The organism is Prevotella sp. P4-98 (assembly GCF_002251405.1).
GTDB lineage: Bacteria > Bacteroidota > Bacteroidia > Bacteroidales > Bacteroidaceae > Prevotella.
Genome location: NZ_NPJC01000001.1, coordinates 103,792 through 120,507 on the forward strand (window position 1 = coordinate 103,792; position 16,716 = coordinate 120,507).

Sequence of the window (16,716 nt, forward strand, 5' to 3'; positions counted from 1 at the left end):
CAAACGAATAAACAACAAACGAAATGGCTAAGACAATATCCTATCTGCAACACCGGCTGATGATGACCTTCTGGACCATCCTGACACTTACCCTGCTAATCACCGTACTGCTGCGCACCACCGATTGCTGCGCAACTCTGCAGGTGATCTCCAATCCTGTCGTGGAATATGTAGTCGATATGGTAGCAGTATGCCTCACTATCGCACTCGTACCCCTTGCCTTACGACTCATGTATTGCCAGTCCGTACGCCGCAAGTTGCCCGAGAAGTATGCCCGTTGGGCATGGACACGCCAGTTGCTGCTCCAGTCGGTATTTGCCATCGATGCGGTATGTTACGGACTCTTCGATAAGGCATCCTATTTCTATCTCGCCATCATCTCACTGTTGGCAATGGTATTCGTCTATCCCTCGCAAAAACGCTGTGAGGCAGAGACAAGCAAAAGCGAAACGGAATGAAAAAACTCTCTGTCGTCATCGTAAGCTATAATGCACGCCAGTATCTCGGACCCTGTATCCGTAGCGTAGAACAGGCGATGCAAGGTATTGACGGAGAAATCATCGTCGTCGATAACCAGTCGTCCGACGGCACCGTCGAAGACCTCAAGGCCCATTTCCCGCAGGTGCAGGTGGTGGAGAGTGGGGGAAATATAGGTTTCGCAAAAGCCAACAACATCGGCATACGGTTGAGCCACAGCCCCTATGTGCTGCTCCTCAATCCCGATACCGTGGTGGGCGCCAATACACTCCGTCAGACCGTCGATTTCATGGAACAGCATCCGCAGGTGGGAGCAGCAGGAGTCCAGATGCTCAATGCCGACGGAACACGCGCACCGGAATCACGGCGAGGACGCCCCACAGCCCTTGTCGCTCTATATAAAATGTGTGGACTGGCACGCCTCTTTCCCAACAGCCACCGCTTCGCACGCTATTACATGAGTTGGCTGTCATGGTCAGAACCGGCGGAGATCGATGTGATCAGCGGAGCCTTCGCCATGTTGCGCCGGAAGGCACTCGACCAGGTGGGACTGCTCGACGAAGATTTCTTCATGTACGGCGAAGATATCGACCTCTCCTGTCGCCTCCTCGATGCAGGGTGGCACAACTGCTATCTGCCCTGTAAGATCGTACACTATAAGGGAGGATGCAGCGACAAGACCACCGTCAGTTACGTCCGTGTGTTCTATAAAGCCATGATCATCTATTATCGGAAACATCATGCACAGACCAATTTCTGCATCAGAAAACTCGTGGAACTCGCCATCTGGATTCGTGCATTGTTGGCCATGATAGGCATCCTGCCCTCACGACTGGTCAGAACACGCGTCAAAACCATTATCACCCCTCAAGACTTACTCACATGAAACAATTACCCGTTATCACCCTCCGTGCCATGGAACCCGAAGACCTTGAAGTGCTCTATACCATCGAGAACGATCGTTCCCTGTGGGACATGGGAACCTCCAATGTGCCGTATTCCCGCTATTCACTCCGCGACTACATCGTTCATGCCAGTAATGATATCTATGTCGATCGGCAGGTGCGGCTGGTCATAGAAAACAGCGAACACCAGGTAGTGGGACTTGCCGACCTTGCCAATTTCGACCCACAGCACCTCCGTGCCGAACTCGGACTGGTGGTACTTCGCCAATACCAGCGCCGGGGATATGCCGAAGCTGCCGTGGTACAGGTCCTCGATTATGCCCGTCATATCCTGCATCTCCATCAGCTCTATGTCATCATCGACCAGCGCAACGAAGCTGCCTTGCAAATCTTCCGTAAATACTGTTTTATAGCAGGCAGGACCCTCAAAGATTGGCTATTTGACGGAGAAAAATACCATGATGCCAGCTTTTTTCAAAGAATTTTATAACTTTTCTTTAAAAAGGTTTGGTGGTTTCAAAAATTCTCACTACCTTTGCACCCGCTAAACAAGAAAAGACTGGTGCGTTAGTTCAGTTGGTTAGAATGCCTGCCTGTCACGCAGGAGGTCACGAGTTCGAGTCTCGTACGCACCGCCACTCTTTTCAACGCATAGCAAAGGTGCGTTAGTTCAGTTGGTTAGAATGCCTGCCTGTCACGCAGGAGGTCACGAGTTCGAGTCTCGTACGCACCGCTGAAACAAAGCTCATTGAAGAATATTCAGTGAGCTTTTTTATTTGTCGGCTGCCGAAACGGGCAGTAACGCTATTGTAGATGCTGACATAAACAACAATAATAATGAAAACAAAACAACTGATAATACTCGTTGGCGCGATGCTCTGTTGCGCAGCGTCGCTGATGGCACAGGCAAAACCGTCCGTTGCCATCCTTGGAGATTCCTACAGCACCTTCAAAGGCTATGTGCAACCCGATACCAATGCCGTTTGGTACCCACAGTCTGATGTAAAAAACAACGATGTGCAAGATATCACCCAGCTCTGGTGGTATCAGTTCATCTGCGACAACGGTTTCCGCCTCAGTCAGAACAATTCGTTTTCAGGAGCAACCATCTGTCATACAGGCTATGATGAGGCAGACTATAGCGACCGGTCGTATGTCACCCGCCTAAACAACCTATTGCCCGCAGACCTCATCTTCGTTTTCGGAGGCACGAACGACAGTTGGGCGAAATCGCCTATCGGCAACTACCAGTACGGCGGTTGGAGCAACCGGGATCTCTATCAGTTCCGCCCCGCCATGGCATATCTTCTTGACGGCATCCTGAAACGCTATCCCGGCACCACGGTCTATGTCATCATCAACGATGGCTTGACCGACGAGATCACCACGTCGATGAAGACCGTCTGCGACCATTATCAGGTGAAATACATCCAATTGGAATGCATCGACAAACAATGGGGACACCCCTCACAGAAAGGCATGAAACAGATTGCTGCGCAGGTGGCAAAAGCGGTGTGCCGTCAATAGCGTCCGCCATGCTTGATGCCACCCACATAAAGGACGATGCCCCCCACAATCAGCAGTAGTCCTGTGGTCAGCAAACCATTGGTGGTATGGTGCAGGAAATATGCCGTGGCAAGAGTTATCACGCCAGATAGAATCAGCAAAATTCCTATGGAGGCAATTTTTTTATTCATAGAAAAGGCATTTCTGTGTTGTAATTCGTTAAAAATTAGTGCAAAGATACAAAATAATTGCCGATAAATGACAGAATTAACAAAAAAATCAGTACCTTTGTACCCGCAATTTTGCAAAAGTAACACAATTTTTTATTTTAAACAGTATGAATCAATACGAAACCGTTTTCATTTTGACTCCCGTTTTGTCTGATGAGCAGACAAAGGAAACGGTCGCTAAATTCACCAAACTCCTTGCCGACAACGGCGCAGAGGTTGTGAACGAAGAGGCCTGGGGTATGAAGAAGATGGCTTACGCCATTCAGAAGAAATCTACAGGTTTCTACTACCTGGTAGAGTTCAAGGCTGAGCCCAATGTGATCAAGAAGCTCGAAACAGCTTTCCGTCGTGACGAGAAAGTTATCCGTTTCCAGACAGTTAAACTTGAAAAGCACGCTATCGAATATGCTGAGAAGCGTCGCAACAAAACCGGTAAAAAAGAGGAGGCTTAAGTTATGGCAGAACAATCAGAAATCCGTTATTTGACAGCTCCTTCTATCGACACTAAGAAGAAGAAGTATTGCCGTTTCAAGAAGAGCGGCATCAAGTACATCGACTACAAAGATCCCGAGTTCCTGAAGAAGTTCCTGAACGAGCAAGGCAAAATCCTGCCCCGTCGTATCACTGGTACCTCACTGAAGTATCAGCGCCGCGTGGCTCAGGCTGTTAAGCGTGCTCGCCAGATTGCACTGCTTCCTTACGTAACTGATATGATGAAATAAATAAGGAGGAGGACGACAATATGGAAATTATACTGAAAGAAGATATTATCGGTCTGGGTTATAAGAACGATATCGTAAATGTAAAGTCTGGCTACGGCCGCAACTATCTGATTCCTCAGGGTAAGGGCGTTATCGCTTCTCCCTCTGCTAAGAAGATTCTCGCTGAGAACCTCAAGCAGCAGGCTCACAAGCTCGCAGCTATCAAGGCTGAGGCAGAGAAGAAAGCTGAAGCTCTCAATGGTGTTGAGTTGACTATCACTGCTAAGGTGAGTGCTACCGGACAGCTCTATGGTTCTGTCAATGCTAACATCGTTGCTGATGAACTCAAGAAGCAGGGTCACGACATCGATCGCAAGATCATCACCATGCGCGATGCTAAGATGGTTGGTGATTACGTTGCTACCATCCACTTCCACAAGGAGGTTGAGGTTGTGATTCCTGTAAAGGTTGTTTCTGAGGCAGCTCCCGTTGAGGAGGTAAAGGCTGAAGAGGCTACTCCCGCTGTTGAAGAAGCTCCCGCTGTTGAGGAGACCTCAGCTGCTACAGAAGAGTAATATTCTGTAAATCAATACATAAGTTATTAACATAAGAGGGTGCGCATACGTATGTGCGCCCTTTTTTCAGCTAACAGCCCAGCATCTCGGTGCGCAATTCGGGGGAGGGGAAGTTGGCGACAGTGAAAACAGCTCCCCTGATGCATCGTGCGACGTGTCTAAAAATCATGATGACGACGCTCCCGCGCGCCATACCAGTTGCGCCTGGTGGCTCTATTGTGATTTCTAATCCGTCACAATTGTTATCTCACAAAAAATGCTAATCTTTCCATAAAATACGATGCTATGCAAGAGATTCTCATGACCCCCGATGTGTGTATGAAATTCCTGGTCTGGTCGTACTACTACCACGACCTCCTGCCAGAGCAGCACATGAGTTACAAGACCTGTGGTCGGTTCTCCGAGGAAGATGCCCTCCGCCTTGACGAACTGAAAGACATGCTTTTCAAGTGTTTTGAAGCGCAGTCAGTCCTCAACGCCTGCCAGCAGTTCCGTTTGGCGAAACTGCGTCAAGAACCCTGTCCCTTCACCCAACAAGACCTCGACCGTATGTTTGCCACCGAAGTAGAGTAGCACGGCACACGGATTTTTTTCTGATTTCCATTTTCAGAAGGTGACTACCAACCGCAATTATCGCCATAGCAATCATCATTCTCGCAGCAACAGTCATCATAATCTAAAAAACAAATAAATTTATCGTTTATCAGCGTAATTGTCGTACCTTCCTCTATAAAACCTAATGGGATTTCCCCGCAAGGGTAATAAAACCCACAAGAATTCATAATAGTGGGGCATGGCTATTCATCACAGCCCCTCGTCAGGTCTGTGATAATCAGATACTTTCCTCTTCGAGTTTTACTCAGACTGGGTTCCATCGCCAGCCGTACCATCGGTTAATTTGCAATCACGGGGTGTCACCACCACAAAGGTAGTAGCCTTGGCACAGCTGGTATATCTTGTCACCCTTTAGTGCAGGGTGTCAAAATCATATTGTCAAAGTCCTTGTAGACGACTCCTTCTTTAAGGATGTGCCAGGCGCAGACGAGCATTTTGCGTGATATGGCCACCACCACTTTCATCTTGTTCTTTTTTCTGACTTGTGTCTGATGGTAGGAGAAACGGCTGAAGAAGCAGCCCTTGGTTCGGCTTGCGCCCCATGCGCACTGGATGATTGTCCGTCTCAGGTAACGGTTTCCATGCGTGATGCGCCGTGACTTGATAGTCTTGTTTGACTGGTCGTTGCGAGGCTTCAGTCCCGCCCATGATGAAAGATGGTTTGCCGTCTCGAAGTGGCTCATGTCTGTGCCAATCTCTGCGATTAATGATGTGGCGGCTCTCATCTTCACCCCCGGAACGGTCTGAAGGTTCCTCAGCTGCTCGGAGTATTCTTTCTCGCAAATCTCCTGCATCTTGTCCATGCACTTCTGCTTGTGCGCCTCTGCCATGTCAATTTCAGCCTTGAGCTGGGCCATGATGTCTATGTCGGCCTCCGTGACGCACCCTTTGAGCGATGCGATTATGGTTTCCCTGCCATGACGGTTTATGATACGCCCGTGCACTTCCATAACCAGTTCCTCGGGGGATGTCACGCCCTCGCATATCTTGTCTATCACGCTCTTGTAACTTACGGAATCCGTGTTTGACACATAATTGCTCAGACGGATATTACACCGCTGCACCGCCGCATCCAGCTTGGCCAGCTTACGGATGATCTCATCATCAAGGTCGTAAATGCGACGGTCGTACAGACGGAGCTGCTGGATGCGCTCAGGGGGAACGAAACTGCCGCGCACCAGTTCCTTCATCATGCACTCGGCTATCCACTGTGCATCTTTCACGTCGCTCTTGTGACCGGGAAGCTGCTTGATGAAATAGGGGTTGATAAGTTTCAGCTTGAAATGAGGTTCCAGTATGCGCCATACAGGAATCCAATAGACACTTGTGCTTTCCATACCAACCTCCTGCACGTGATACGTGAGCATCAAATCACGCATTTCCTCAAGCTGATTTGTTAAAACACCATACTTTTTCTCAAAAATCTCACCCGTGCTGCTCATAATACAAAGAAATATGCTATCTTTGTGCACGTCAAGTCCGCATACTATTCTCATAAGCCTAACTTTAGAGGATTAAACAATAGGCCCCAAATATACAAAATTGTGACGAAAGAGCACGTATATAGGACAAGAATCTGTGGCGGACTTGACATTTTTTCTCTCAAACACTGCCCGATTCGGGGAAATGACATTAGGTTTTTTATCCCGACTGGCTTATAATTCGGGGGTTTTATGTAAATTTGCTAAGGTGGTAGTCCTCCGTGCGCAGTTAAGTCATTGTTATATGAAAGTTTGTTTATCCAATGGCTTTCGCCTCTACCACCATAAATTAAATATAAAACTTCTTTATTATATTTCAGTATTATATTCATACACTATTAAGAATTTGACCGCCTTTCGATTTCTACCCCCAATTTTCATACAGCCATTCCTTACAATTGTTATGCGGATGATTGTGTAAATGAATCATAAATCCAAGTAGCAAATTGCGCATGAAAAGTTAAATCTTACACTCAGAAATGGAGTTTTTCCGATTTTCCTTCGTTTATCTCGAAAAAAGGAAATAACTTAGCCATAAAATTTAATTGATTAATTATGGGAAGTAAAGACTTAAACAGATTGAAGCTGGTCTTAGTCGAGAAGAAGTGAACGGCGAAATGGTTGGCGCATGAACCTGCGTGCAAATGTCCAGGTTCTCTCAAAACAGTATTCACCTATCTCGCTGCCAACAGTGTTCATAGGATAGAATAATGTGATGAATCCTGAATATCAAATCGACGGAAGGGTGATTGTCAATTCGGGCATCGACTGTCAGTACTCGAAGATTAAGGCATCGGTAGATTTCTACAACATGTTGAACAAAGACTATTACCAAGGCGGGAGTTTCATATTGCCAATACCACAGCAGAAGTTTAACTTCCTTGCCAAGGTTTCTTATGTCTTTTAATGAGATTACACAATGACACGAATAAGGATAAGATTAAATGTTATTCAAGAAAAATTCTGGATGGACGATTTGTTGAAATCGCCGTCCACAGAATATAACGACCCTAACCATACCTTTATCATCAAGGGAAATCTGTCGTTGCCTGTCCTGAAGGAGGCATACAGGAAGATAATGGTTGAATATCCGCCGTTTTCTTCCATCGTCGAGGTCGATAACGGCAATCCCTATTTCGTTCCACAGGAGAATTTTGAACTGCCGTTCAAGCTCCTCACCATTGACAAAGACACTGATGCTGAACACGTTGAAAAGATGCTGTCTGACCTTGTCAATGTGCCCTTCGACCTTGGTCGTGAGCTGCCTTGCCGTTTCTGCTGCATAAGGAAGGGAGAACTCCACTATCTGCTCCATTCGTTCCATCATTTGGTTATGGACGGTATGTCGATAAGGACATTCTTCGACCGCCTGACAACCATCTACAATCAGCTGATGGACAACAGGTATGTCGCTGAAAACCAAATTGAACAACTCTTGCAGTTCAACAAGGTGCTCGACAGTCAGTTCAAGACAAACAATGCCGCCGACACCGCATATTGGAAGCAATATATCAAAGATGTGCCGGTGAAGGTGATACTGCCTCAGACAGTGTATGACAACACCAAGACCACAGATGCGCCCAACACCTGGCGTTTCCGCCTTGGAGAGGAGATGGACTCTAAGGTCAGCGGGCTATGCAAGCAATGCAACACCACCCATTTTCGAGTCTATTCCGCCGTTTGGACTCTTACACTGTCTAAGGTGCTTAACACCAGTGCCATAGCCTTGGACCACGCCTTGAACATGCGTCCCAAGGGTTGTCCGCTTTTAGGCGTGTTTGTAAATAATTTCCCCATCAAATACCCTTTCAGCGAATTTTCCGACAAGTCTTTCACCGACCTTCTGGAATACTCCAACTCCAATCGTATGGCAGAGCAACAGCATATTTTTGCCATCTATGGCGACTATCTGCCAAAGACCCACAACGCCATAAGGGACTCTTTTAATTTCAGCATTAACTATCCTCTGAAACTGGATGAGTTAACCGTTGATTTCAAAGATTGCGAGGTGTTGGATTGGCGACACGTCAACACCAACGTGTCTGCCGAACTGCTTCTTGTCATCGACGCCGACAAACAACTGACTTGTGACTTGCGCTATAAGCAAACCATATCATTGGAATATGTGAAGATGCTGGGCCACACCTTCGGATACATCCTCCGACAGGTGACGGACAATCCCAAAGTCTTGTTGTCGCAGATAAGGCTCATCGACCCTCAAAGACAGCAAGAACTCATAGAGATTGAGCAGGCAAACCTACAACTTGCCTCCAACCACGATCCCTTCACCTGTATGTTCAAAAAACAGGCGATGGAACATGCCAACCACATTGCAGTGGTGCATCAGGAACAAGAAATCACTTATTCTGAACTTGACAAACGGAGCGATGTCCTTGCCCGCAAACTGCATGCCATGGGCATTGCACGGTCCAATATCGGCATTGCATTGCCCAAGACCATCGATATGATTGTGGCAATACTCGCCACACTGAAATCAGGCAACACCTATGTGCCCATCGACATCCACCATCCGAAGGACCGCATCGCATTTATCGTCAACGACGCTTCCCTACGGCTTGTGTTCACCCATAGGGAAACACGTGATATGTTCGGCACTCTACCGTGTCTTGACCCAAGTGCAGCTGACATCATTGCCGACGACGAATCTGTGGCTTTGCCCCAGGTTCTTCCAGACGATGTCGCCTACATCATCTACACCTCCGGGACAACGGGCAAGCCGAAGGGCGTTCCAATTAGGCACTCAATGCTTAGCCAAACTATTGTCAACAACATTGCCTTGCAGAAGATGACCGAAGAGTCGAGGGTAATGCAGTTTGCCAACATTGTTTTCGACGCCTCCGTGGTGGAAATCTTTCCATCTCTTGCCATCGGAGCTACACTCTATCTGCCCTTGGAGGAAGAGAGAAGGGACACGAGCCTGCTGCTTGGTTTCCTCACTCGTCACAAGATTTCGCTCATAAACATTCCGCCAGTGCTTCTTGTCACCTTGCCCCATACGGATTTGCCAGCCTTGAAGACTATAGTGGTAGGAGGCGATTTGACGAATAATAATGTAATAGAATTTTGGAGCAAGGACAGGTTGTTTATCAATGCCTATGGACCTACGGAAAACTGTGTCGATGTAACATACAACATCGTTACGCCTCGATCTGCCGTCAACGATATTGGCACCAGCATGCCAGGTGTAGCTTCCTATGTGCTCGACAGCCATCAGAACATGGTGCCCGACTATGCCGTGGGAGAGCTATACATCGGTGGAGTAAAGTTGTCTGACGGATACATCAACAGGCCCGACCTTAACCAAACCAAGTTCATATCCAATCCCTTTGCATCCGACGACGACAGGAAAAACCACCGTAATCTCGTACTCTACAAGAGCGGCGACCTTGTGATGCGTGACCGCAACGGGCATCTGTTGTTCCTCGGACGCACCGACCATCAGGTGAAGCTGAACGGCTTCCGAATAGAGTTGGGCGAGGTGGAGACGATAATCTCGGAATTTGGCAATGGCATCAAGAATGTCTTGGCAATGATAAGGGAAAACAACGGAAACAAAATGCTTGTGGCTTATCTCCTCGTTCCTGACGCGGAAAAATTCCCTGTTGATGACCTTAAAGCCCATGTCCTCAACCGTCTCCCTTCTTATATGGTTCCGTCGGCTATTGTGCCGCTTACGGCATTTCCATACAACACGAGCGGTAAAATCGACAGGCAAAAACTCCCTATGCCAGTTTCCGAGACAGACCTTGCCAACTACAATGCGCCAACCACTTTGACGGAAAGACGTCTTGTAAAGATTTGGGGCGACCTGCTAAACAAGGATTTTATAGACAGTAACGACAGTTTCCTCTCTTTGGGTGGCGATTCGATAATGGTCATTCAACTCGTATATGGAATTCACAAGCATTTCGGTATCTCCGTCAACGCGTCCAACATCTACGAGAATCCCACTCTCGAAGGCATGGCACGGCTTATCGACACAATGCTTGACAACACCGACGACAACGCTTGCCTTAAACTCCTTTCCATAGCCAGGGAGGTGATGGGCACAGAAGGAATTGATGCCGATACCGACCTCTTTGAGGCGGGAATGAACAAGGCTCTATTGGATGATTTTGTTCATATGTCGGCATCCAAAGCCTATGTCTTCTTCACCACTTTCGACGTTTTGAAGTTCAAGAGTGTGAAGAACTTAACAGACAACATCGACAGGAACCTATACTCTTGGGGCGAGGGTACCGACGAGAGAAAGCCGGTGATTATTTATTTCAACGGTTTTGTGGAGTCATACCCTTATAACATGCCTGTCATTTCCAGTTTCGAGAAGAACTTCTCGGTCTTTAACATCGAGTCGATATACAATTTCTTCATTGGCGGCAAGGATGTCTCCCTCCAAGTTTTGTTTGAAACATACGAAGACCTTATGATGGTGGCATTGAGAGACAAGCAAGTCCTTTTCTTGACCGGTTATTGCATCGGAGCCGAAATAGCCATCGCATTTGCCAAGTTTATGAGTCAGCGTCATCCCGGCATTAATCTCAGTGTGGTGAACATCGAAGCCGTATATGACCGCAAGAACTATTACTTCCTGAACCTTGATACCACTCAGAAGTCTAACGACCGTCGCCTTGAAATCTTCGACAAGGTATATGCCGATATGCCCGAATTAAACTACGATGGCACCGTAGTGAACATTATGGTCAACAAGCCCATCCTGCATGAGAACCAAGCCAATGACGAGGGAAAGACCAGAGAAGAAAACGAAAAGATGAGAAAATCGTGGAAGGGGAACATAGACAATTGGAACTCCCATTATCCCGCTTCTCCCTGCCATCTTCTCGACTGCAACCATATGGAAGTACGAGACCGGAAAGACATTCTCGACAGAATACAGGACATTGTATTAAATAGTTTCTCGTTTTGATAATCATAGTCGCAAAAGTTTTAATACTGATGTCTTCAGTACGATACTGCCGCCACTTTTAATACCTTAAACGAGGTAAGGAGGGGATTTGTAGGGCGTAAATAGGATGACGGAAACAGGATAATGATAGTAGGTATTTTGAACATTTTGTAAGGAATTAATATACCGAGATATTAGTAAAAAACTACGGGAAAATGAGTGTATTAATGCGATTATGAGGATTTTATAATTATTTGGTATTGTAAGGAAAATGTTTTCGACGTAACTTTCCTCTATAAAACCTAATTTCATTTCCCTGCACAAGCAACAAAACCCACAAGAACGCATAATTGTGGTGCATAGTTATCCGTCACAGTTCCTCTTCCGACCTGTGATAATCAGATACTTTCCTCTTCGAGTTTTACTCAGACTGGGTTCCATCTCCAGCAGTGCCATTGGTTAATTTGCAATCACGGGGTGTCACCACCACAAAGATAGTAGCCTTGGCACGGCTGGTATATCTTGTCACCCTTTAGTGCAGGGTGTCAAAATCATGTTGTCAAAGTCCTTATAGCCGACTCCTTCTTTGAGGATGTGCCAAGCGCAGACGAGCATTTTGCGTGATATGGCTACAACCACTTTCATCTTGTTCTTTTTTCTGACTTGTGTCTGATGGTAGGAGAAACGGCTGAAGAAGCAGCCCTTGGTTCGGCTTGCGCCCCATGCGCACTGGATGATTGTCCGTCTCAGGTAACGGTTTCCATGCGTGATGCGCCGTGACTTGATAGTCTTGTTTGACTGGTCGTTGCGAGGCTTCAGTCCCGCCCATGATGAAAGATGGTTTGCCGTCTCGAAGTGGCTCATGTCTGTGCCAATCTCTGCGATTAATGATGTGGCGGCTCTCATCTTCACCCCCGGAACGGTCTGAAGGTTCCTCAGCTGCTCGGAGTATTCTTTCTCGCAAATCTCCTGCATCTTGTCCATGCACTTCTGCTTGTGCGCCTCTGCCATGTCAATTTCCGCCTTGAGCTGAGCCATGATGTCTATGTCGGCCTCCGTGACGCACCCTTTGAGCGATGCGATTATGGTTTCCCTGCCATGACGGTTTATGATACGCCCGTGCACTTCCTTAACCAGTTCCTCGGGGGATGTCACGCCCTCGCATATCTTGTCTATCACGCTCTTGTAACTTACGGAATCCGTGTTTGACACATAATTGCTCAGACGGATATTACACCGCTGCACCGCCGCATCCAGCTTGGCCAGCTTACGGATGATCTCATCATCAAGGTCGTAAATGCGACGGTCGTACAGACGGAGCTGCTGGATGCGCTCAGGGGGAACGAAACTGCCGCGCACCAGTTCCTTCATCATGCACTCGGCTATCCACTGTGCATCTTTCACGTCGCTCTTGTGACCGGGAAGCTGCTTGATGAAATAGGGGTTGATAAGTTTCAGCTTGAAATGCGGTTCCAGTATGCGCCATACAGGAATCCAATAGACACTTGTGCTTTCCATACCAACCTCCTGCACGTGATACGTGAGCATCAAATCACGCATTTCCTCAAGCTGATTTGTTAAAACACCATACTTTTTCTCAAAAATCTCACCCGTGCTGCTCATAATACAAAGAAATATGCTATCTTTGTGCACGTCAAGTCCGCATACTATTCTCATAAGCCTAACTTTAGAGGATTAAACAATAGGCCCCAAATATACAAAATTGTGACGAAAGAGCACGTATATAGGACAAGAATCTGTGGCGGACTTGACATTTTTTCTCTCAAACACTGCCCGATTCGGGGAAATGACATTAGGTTTTTTATCCCGACTGGCTTATAATTCGGGGGTTTTATGTAAATTTTCCAAAAGAAAAGAGTTGCTTGCCAAGCAAACGTATGAATATTGGAGAAGTTAAAACTATTGCCAAATCATTACCTCTTCGTGGAGCATGTGGGAAAGGCGTTATAGCCGGTAAAGCGTAACCCACACGTGTTTGTGGGACGGTATATCAACGTGAATAGAAAACCAGATGGGACTATCTATCCTACGTTCAATCGCCCAGACTACAACGAGAAACTCACTTTCGCTAAGTTCTGTATGGAAACTGCCAAAGAACTGAGGCAGGTTGCCCAACTGGTAGATAGTGCAACAGGCCTCGGAGAAGAAGTGTGAATTCTAGCCAAAATATCAGTTAATATCAGTTACAGTTGTTTTTTTGAGGGTATATAAAATTTCAACCCCCTTATATAATACTTATAACTAATTAATAATCAATAATATATATAATAATATATAGGTAGGGAGCGAAATGGGTACCCCTTAAAAAATAACTGATATAACTGATATTGATATTTTTAGGCTCATCCAATTTCAATCTAAAAAGCTGTAATATAATGACTTACGACATTACAACAAAGACTGCTCCAGCCATGCCAAAACTGGGAAAAGGCTTGGATTTTGTGAAATTAGTGCTCTCGCAGGTATCTCCAGACATGCGTGAACCTATCGCTCCGACACTTTTTGATGCTGCAGCAGCTCATATCAGTGCAACTGAATTTTTGTATCCAGACCTATCTTGGAAGGAACTTTGTGGCATGATAGGTGCACTTTCGGCAGGTTCTGCAGGCGGAAAAGGCCAACTGCAGGGATATGTTGAAGCGATGATGCGTTTCGCGCGAAAGCATGATGAAGTGGAGCTGCAGAAGCTCGTGGAATGGCAAAGAAATATGAAGTCGAAAGGTGCCAACAAGGAGAAACCTGTGCGCCCTGATGTGGCTTTTTGGTTTCCGCCTGCCGATTCGAACATCCGTGGTTGAGTGGCGAGGCGCAACAGTTTCTGTTTGGCGAACGGAAGATGTGTGTTTCGTGTATAATAAGATAATTTTGTAAGAAATTTGACAAAATATCCTCGAATCGCAGGAAACGTATAGAAACGTATGATTGATTTTTGTGGATGTCGTATCTTTGCAACAGAAACAAAAAAGGCTGGCAGAAGCCGAACGCATCTCGGAGGCGCCCCGAATGTAGCAGGTGACAACAGCCAAGTAAGTAACTTCAATGATCTAATACCATGAGTAACACAAAAAACAAAGAAACGCTCAAGACTGTACTCCAGTTTATCGTAAGCGTGATCACAGCACTCCTCGCCACACTCGGCGTTCAGAGTTGCGTCGGCATCTGACAAATTAGTTGTTAATTCAAGTTACGCAACTGAGGGAATTGATTGAAGTTAAAGAAGTTATCACTCCCTACGGTCGTTCGGGAAGTTAAAAGACAATAGCCTTTTTCCGGAAGACGTAGGACATTTGTCTCTTAACTTCTCCCTAACTTCCCTTAACTTCCCCACATGCGAAAGTTCAGTTATTAACCTTAAAAAAACACAATTATTATGGCTACAATTCAAGCAATCGACATCATCAAAGGTATCAGTGGTAAGTATGGTAACAAGTCTAACGACTACTTCGCCACTAACAAGTCTAGTAACAAAATCCATCTCGCCAAACTCGCCAACCCATACAAGGGTCCTGCTTCCGAGAAGCAGAAGCTGCAGCGCGAGAAGTTCGCCAAACAGCAGGCTGCCAGCAGCGCATGGCTTAAGGCTAACCGCCCGAACGAGAAGAACGGCATCAAGGGTACTCCTATCTACCAGTATGCCCTGAAGCTGAAGCGTACCTTCGCCTTCTCTAACGTCAACCAGGTGTTGTTTAAGTACATGGACAAGGAGTTTAACATCAAGTTGCCTGACTCCATCGATGCACCTAATGTGGACGGCGAGGATACCGGTTCTACTACCAATCCTGGCAGCGGCGAGCAGGGTACTGAGCAGAAGCCCGGTGGAAGCGACCAGGGTACAGAACAGCCTGGTGGCGGAGGTCTGGAGGGTTAGTCTTCCGTTTTCTTCTTAACCATAATTCCTTCATCGTCACAGCGCTCCTTGTTGTCAAGGGGCGCTGTATTCTTTATCCACGGAGGACACGGATGACACAGATTTTATTTGGCCGTGTGTCCGTGGATAATTTCCGTGTGACATTAAACTTTACCTACTTTAGAGTTTGCAGAATATGGTCTAACTCATCGAGCTCTTCTTCTTTAGTTGCCCAACTCGTTACGAAACGGCAGATGATTTCGGTATCGCTCTTTCTTTCCCATATCTCGAAGGCTACTTTCTTGGAAAGGGCATCGTAGAGGGTAGGTGAGAGGATGACAAACTGCTGATTGGTGGGGGAATCGTAGGCTATGGCGATGCCGTGTTTCTGGAAAATGCTGCGGAGGCGAGTTGCCATGGTCATGGCGTGGCGCGATACCTTGAAATAGAGTTGGTCGGTAAAGAGCGTGTCAAACTGGATGCCTAACATTCTGCCTTTGGCAAGTAAGGCTCCATGACGCTTGACAGTGGTGAAGAAGTATTTCGGGGCCTTCATTCCTGAGAAAACGACAGCTTCGCCCATCATGGCGCCCACTTTTGTTCCACCGATATAGAAGACATCACAATGGCTGGCAAGGAATGGCAAGTCGTAGTCGCAGGCTTCTGATACCAGACCATATCCCAGTCGTGCTCCATCGATGAAGAGACGGAGGTCGTATTTCTGACAGGTTGCATAGATCGCAGTCAGTTCTTCCTTGGTATATACCATTCCAAACTCTGTTGGCATCGAGATATAAACCATGCCAGGCTGTACCATGTGAGGATGCGATTCGTCTGCAAGAAATGTATCCATATAGGCTGACAGGGTATTGGCAGACAATTTGCTATTCTCTCCCGGCAGCGTAATGACCTTATGACCGAAGGCTTCTACTGCCCCCGACTCGTGTACCTCAATATGGGCTGTATCTACCCCTATCACTCCTTCGCATCCCATGAGGACAGCATCAATAACGGTGGTATTGGTCTGTGTACCGCCTACAAGAAAGAACACATCGGCATTCTTATTGTCAATAGCCTTACGTATCTTCTCTTTTGCTGCTTCTGAGTATGGATCAAAACCATATCCAGAGGTTTTCTCTTTGTTGGTAGTGGCTAAAGCGTCCAGTATCTCTGGCAACATACCATTGTTGTAATCACTTTCGAATGAAATCATAGTTTTTTATCTTTTTGCGTTTTACTATATTAATATTTTTTTATGTCGCACGGATTGCACGGAAAGATTTTTTGGAGGTTGCTTCGCAAGATGTTTTGGAGTAGCGAAGACAGAGTGAGAGCGCGCTTTCACTATGCTGAGTCACGACAAAACAAACCATAGGTAAATCTTTGGAGGAGATCTTTAATGAAATATGGCCTATGGCCAGAAATAATAATCTT

18 protein-coding genes and 2 tRNA genes are annotated in these 16,716 nt (G+C 46.6%); 16 read left to right on the forward strand and 4 right to left on the reverse strand.

All coding sequences use genetic code 11. The annotated features are described in order from the left end of the window. The first annotated feature begins 23 nt into the window (after window positions 1–23). The 6 genes from CIK96_RS00470 (at window position 24) to CIK96_RS00495 (ending at window position 2,909) form a co-directional block, all read left to right on the forward strand. A complete protein-coding gene (locus tag CIK96_RS00470) occupies window positions 24–458 on the forward strand; it encodes a hypothetical protein (RefSeq protein ID WP_094438973.1) in 435 nt (144 codons plus the stop codon). Beyond that, window positions 455–1,363, forward strand: a complete 909-nt coding sequence (locus CIK96_RS00475; RefSeq protein WP_094438975.1) for a glycosyltransferase family 2 protein — start codon at window positions 455–457, stop codon at window positions 1,361–1,363. The genes CIK96_RS00470 and CIK96_RS00475 overlap by 4 nt, the downstream gene beginning before the upstream one ends. Continuing rightward, window positions 1,360–1,872: a GNAT family N-acetyltransferase gene (locus tag CIK96_RS00480; RefSeq protein WP_094390760.1), complete on the forward strand. Its 513-nt coding sequence runs from the start codon at window positions 1,360–1,362 to the stop codon at window positions 1,870–1,872. The genes CIK96_RS00475 and CIK96_RS00480 overlap by 4 nt, the downstream gene beginning before the upstream one ends. 71 nt (window positions 1,873–1,943) lie before the next feature. Continuing rightward, a tRNA-Asp gene (locus CIK96_RS00485) sits at window positions 1,944–2,020 on the forward strand. A gap of 21 nt (window positions 2,021–2,041) precedes the next feature. Continuing rightward, window positions 2,042–2,115: transfer RNA gene (locus CIK96_RS00490), tRNA-Asp, on the forward strand. Window positions 2,116–2,219: 104 nt separating this feature from the next. Further along, the gene (locus CIK96_RS00495) at window positions 2,220–2,909 is read left to right on the forward strand and encodes an SGNH/GDSL hydrolase family protein (RefSeq protein ID WP_094438977.1); all 690 of its coding nucleotides are present in this window, start codon (window positions 2,220–2,222) and stop codon (window positions 2,907–2,909) included. Here CIK96_RS00495 and CIK96_RS13135 read toward each other — a convergent pair. Next, window positions 2,903–3,079, reverse strand: coding sequence for a hypothetical protein (locus tag CIK96_RS13135; RefSeq protein ID WP_158214810.1), 177 nt, complete (start codon window positions 3,077–3,079; stop codon window positions 2,903–2,905). The genes CIK96_RS00495 and CIK96_RS13135 overlap by 7 nt on opposite strands. A 146-nt stretch (window positions 3,080–3,225) precedes the next feature. Between CIK96_RS13135 and rpsF the strand changes: the two genes are divergently transcribed. From rpsF to CIK96_RS00515, 4 genes are all read left to right on the forward strand, one after another. Beyond that, window positions 3,226–3,570: a 30S ribosomal protein S6 gene (gene rpsF / locus CIK96_RS00500; protein ID WP_094390758.1), complete on the forward strand. Its 345-nt coding sequence runs from the start codon at window positions 3,226–3,228 to the stop codon at window positions 3,568–3,570. A 3-nt stretch (window positions 3,571–3,573) separates the two neighbouring features. Next, a complete protein-coding gene (gene rpsR, locus CIK96_RS00505) occupies window positions 3,574–3,840 on the forward strand; it encodes a 30S ribosomal protein S18 (RefSeq protein WP_094390757.1) in 267 nt (88 codons plus the stop codon). Between the two features lie 20 nt (window positions 3,841–3,860). Further along, complete coding sequence (rplI, locus tag CIK96_RS00510; protein WP_094390756.1) at window positions 3,861–4,394, forward strand: 50S ribosomal protein L9; 534 nt, start codon at window positions 3,861–3,863, stop codon at window positions 4,392–4,394. Window positions 4,395–4,679: 285 nt separating this feature from the next. Then, window positions 4,680–4,967 (forward strand): hypothetical protein, encoded by a 288-nt coding sequence (locus CIK96_RS00515; protein WP_094446698.1) that lies wholly within the window; start codon window positions 4,680–4,682, stop codon window positions 4,965–4,967. Between the two features lie 386 nt (window positions 4,968–5,353). On the opposite strand, the gene CIK96_RS00520 is transcribed toward CIK96_RS00515, so the two are convergent. Continuing rightward, the gene (locus tag CIK96_RS00520; RefSeq protein WP_094438981.1) at window positions 5,354–6,505 is read right to left on the reverse strand and encodes an IS110 family transposase; all 1,152 of its coding nucleotides are present in this window, start codon (window positions 6,503–6,505) and stop codon (window positions 5,354–5,356) included. 697 nt (window positions 6,506–7,202) lie between these two features. On the opposite strand from CIK96_RS00520, the gene CIK96_RS00525 reads away from it, so the two are divergent. After that, window positions 7,203–7,397, forward strand: a complete 195-nt coding sequence (locus CIK96_RS00525; protein WP_144007460.1) for a hypothetical protein — start codon at window positions 7,203–7,205, stop codon at window positions 7,395–7,397. A gap of 12 nt (window positions 7,398–7,409) precedes the next feature. Then, window positions 7,410–11,435, forward strand: a complete 4,026-nt coding sequence (locus tag CIK96_RS00530; protein ID WP_094435294.1) for a non-ribosomal peptide synthetase — start codon at window positions 7,410–7,412, stop codon at window positions 11,433–11,435. Window positions 11,436–11,939: 504 nt separating this feature from the next. Here the strand turns inward: CIK96_RS00530 and CIK96_RS00535 are convergent. Beyond that, the gene (locus tag CIK96_RS00535) at window positions 11,940–13,091 is read right to left on the reverse strand and encodes an IS110 family transposase (RefSeq protein ID WP_094435292.1); all 1,152 of its coding nucleotides are present in this window, start codon (window positions 13,089–13,091) and stop codon (window positions 11,940–11,942) included. Between the two features lie 339 nt (window positions 13,092–13,430). Between CIK96_RS00535 and CIK96_RS13140 the strand changes: the two genes are divergently transcribed. The 4 genes from CIK96_RS13140 (at window position 13,431) to CIK96_RS00545 (ending at window position 15,303) form a co-directional block, all read left to right on the forward strand. Beyond that, entirely contained in the window at window positions 13,431–13,589 is a 159-nt protein-coding gene (locus tag CIK96_RS13140) for a hypothetical protein (protein ID WP_158214811.1), read from the forward strand. Window positions 13,590–13,810: 221 nt separating this feature from the next. Then, the gene (locus tag CIK96_RS00540; RefSeq protein ID WP_094438985.1) at window positions 13,811–14,233 is read left to right on the forward strand and encodes a hypothetical protein; all 423 of its coding nucleotides are present in this window, start codon (window positions 13,811–13,813) and stop codon (window positions 14,231–14,233) included. A gap of 254 nt (window positions 14,234–14,487) precedes the next feature. Continuing rightward, window positions 14,488–14,598, forward strand: coding sequence for a smalltalk protein (locus CIK96_RS13145; protein ID WP_158214686.1), 111 nt, complete (start codon window positions 14,488–14,490; stop codon window positions 14,596–14,598). Between the two features lie 207 nt (window positions 14,599–14,805). Then, window positions 14,806–15,303, forward strand: coding sequence for a hypothetical protein (locus CIK96_RS00545; protein ID WP_094438987.1), 498 nt, complete (start codon window positions 14,806–14,808; stop codon window positions 15,301–15,303). Between the two features lie 154 nt (window positions 15,304–15,457). Here CIK96_RS00545 and CIK96_RS00550 read toward each other — a convergent pair whose 3' ends face one another. Beyond that, window positions 15,458–16,495, reverse strand: coding sequence for a low specificity L-threonine aldolase (locus CIK96_RS00550; RefSeq protein WP_094436725.1), 1,038 nt, complete (start codon window positions 16,493–16,495; stop codon window positions 15,458–15,460). Window positions 16,496–16,716: the final 221 nt, after the last annotated feature.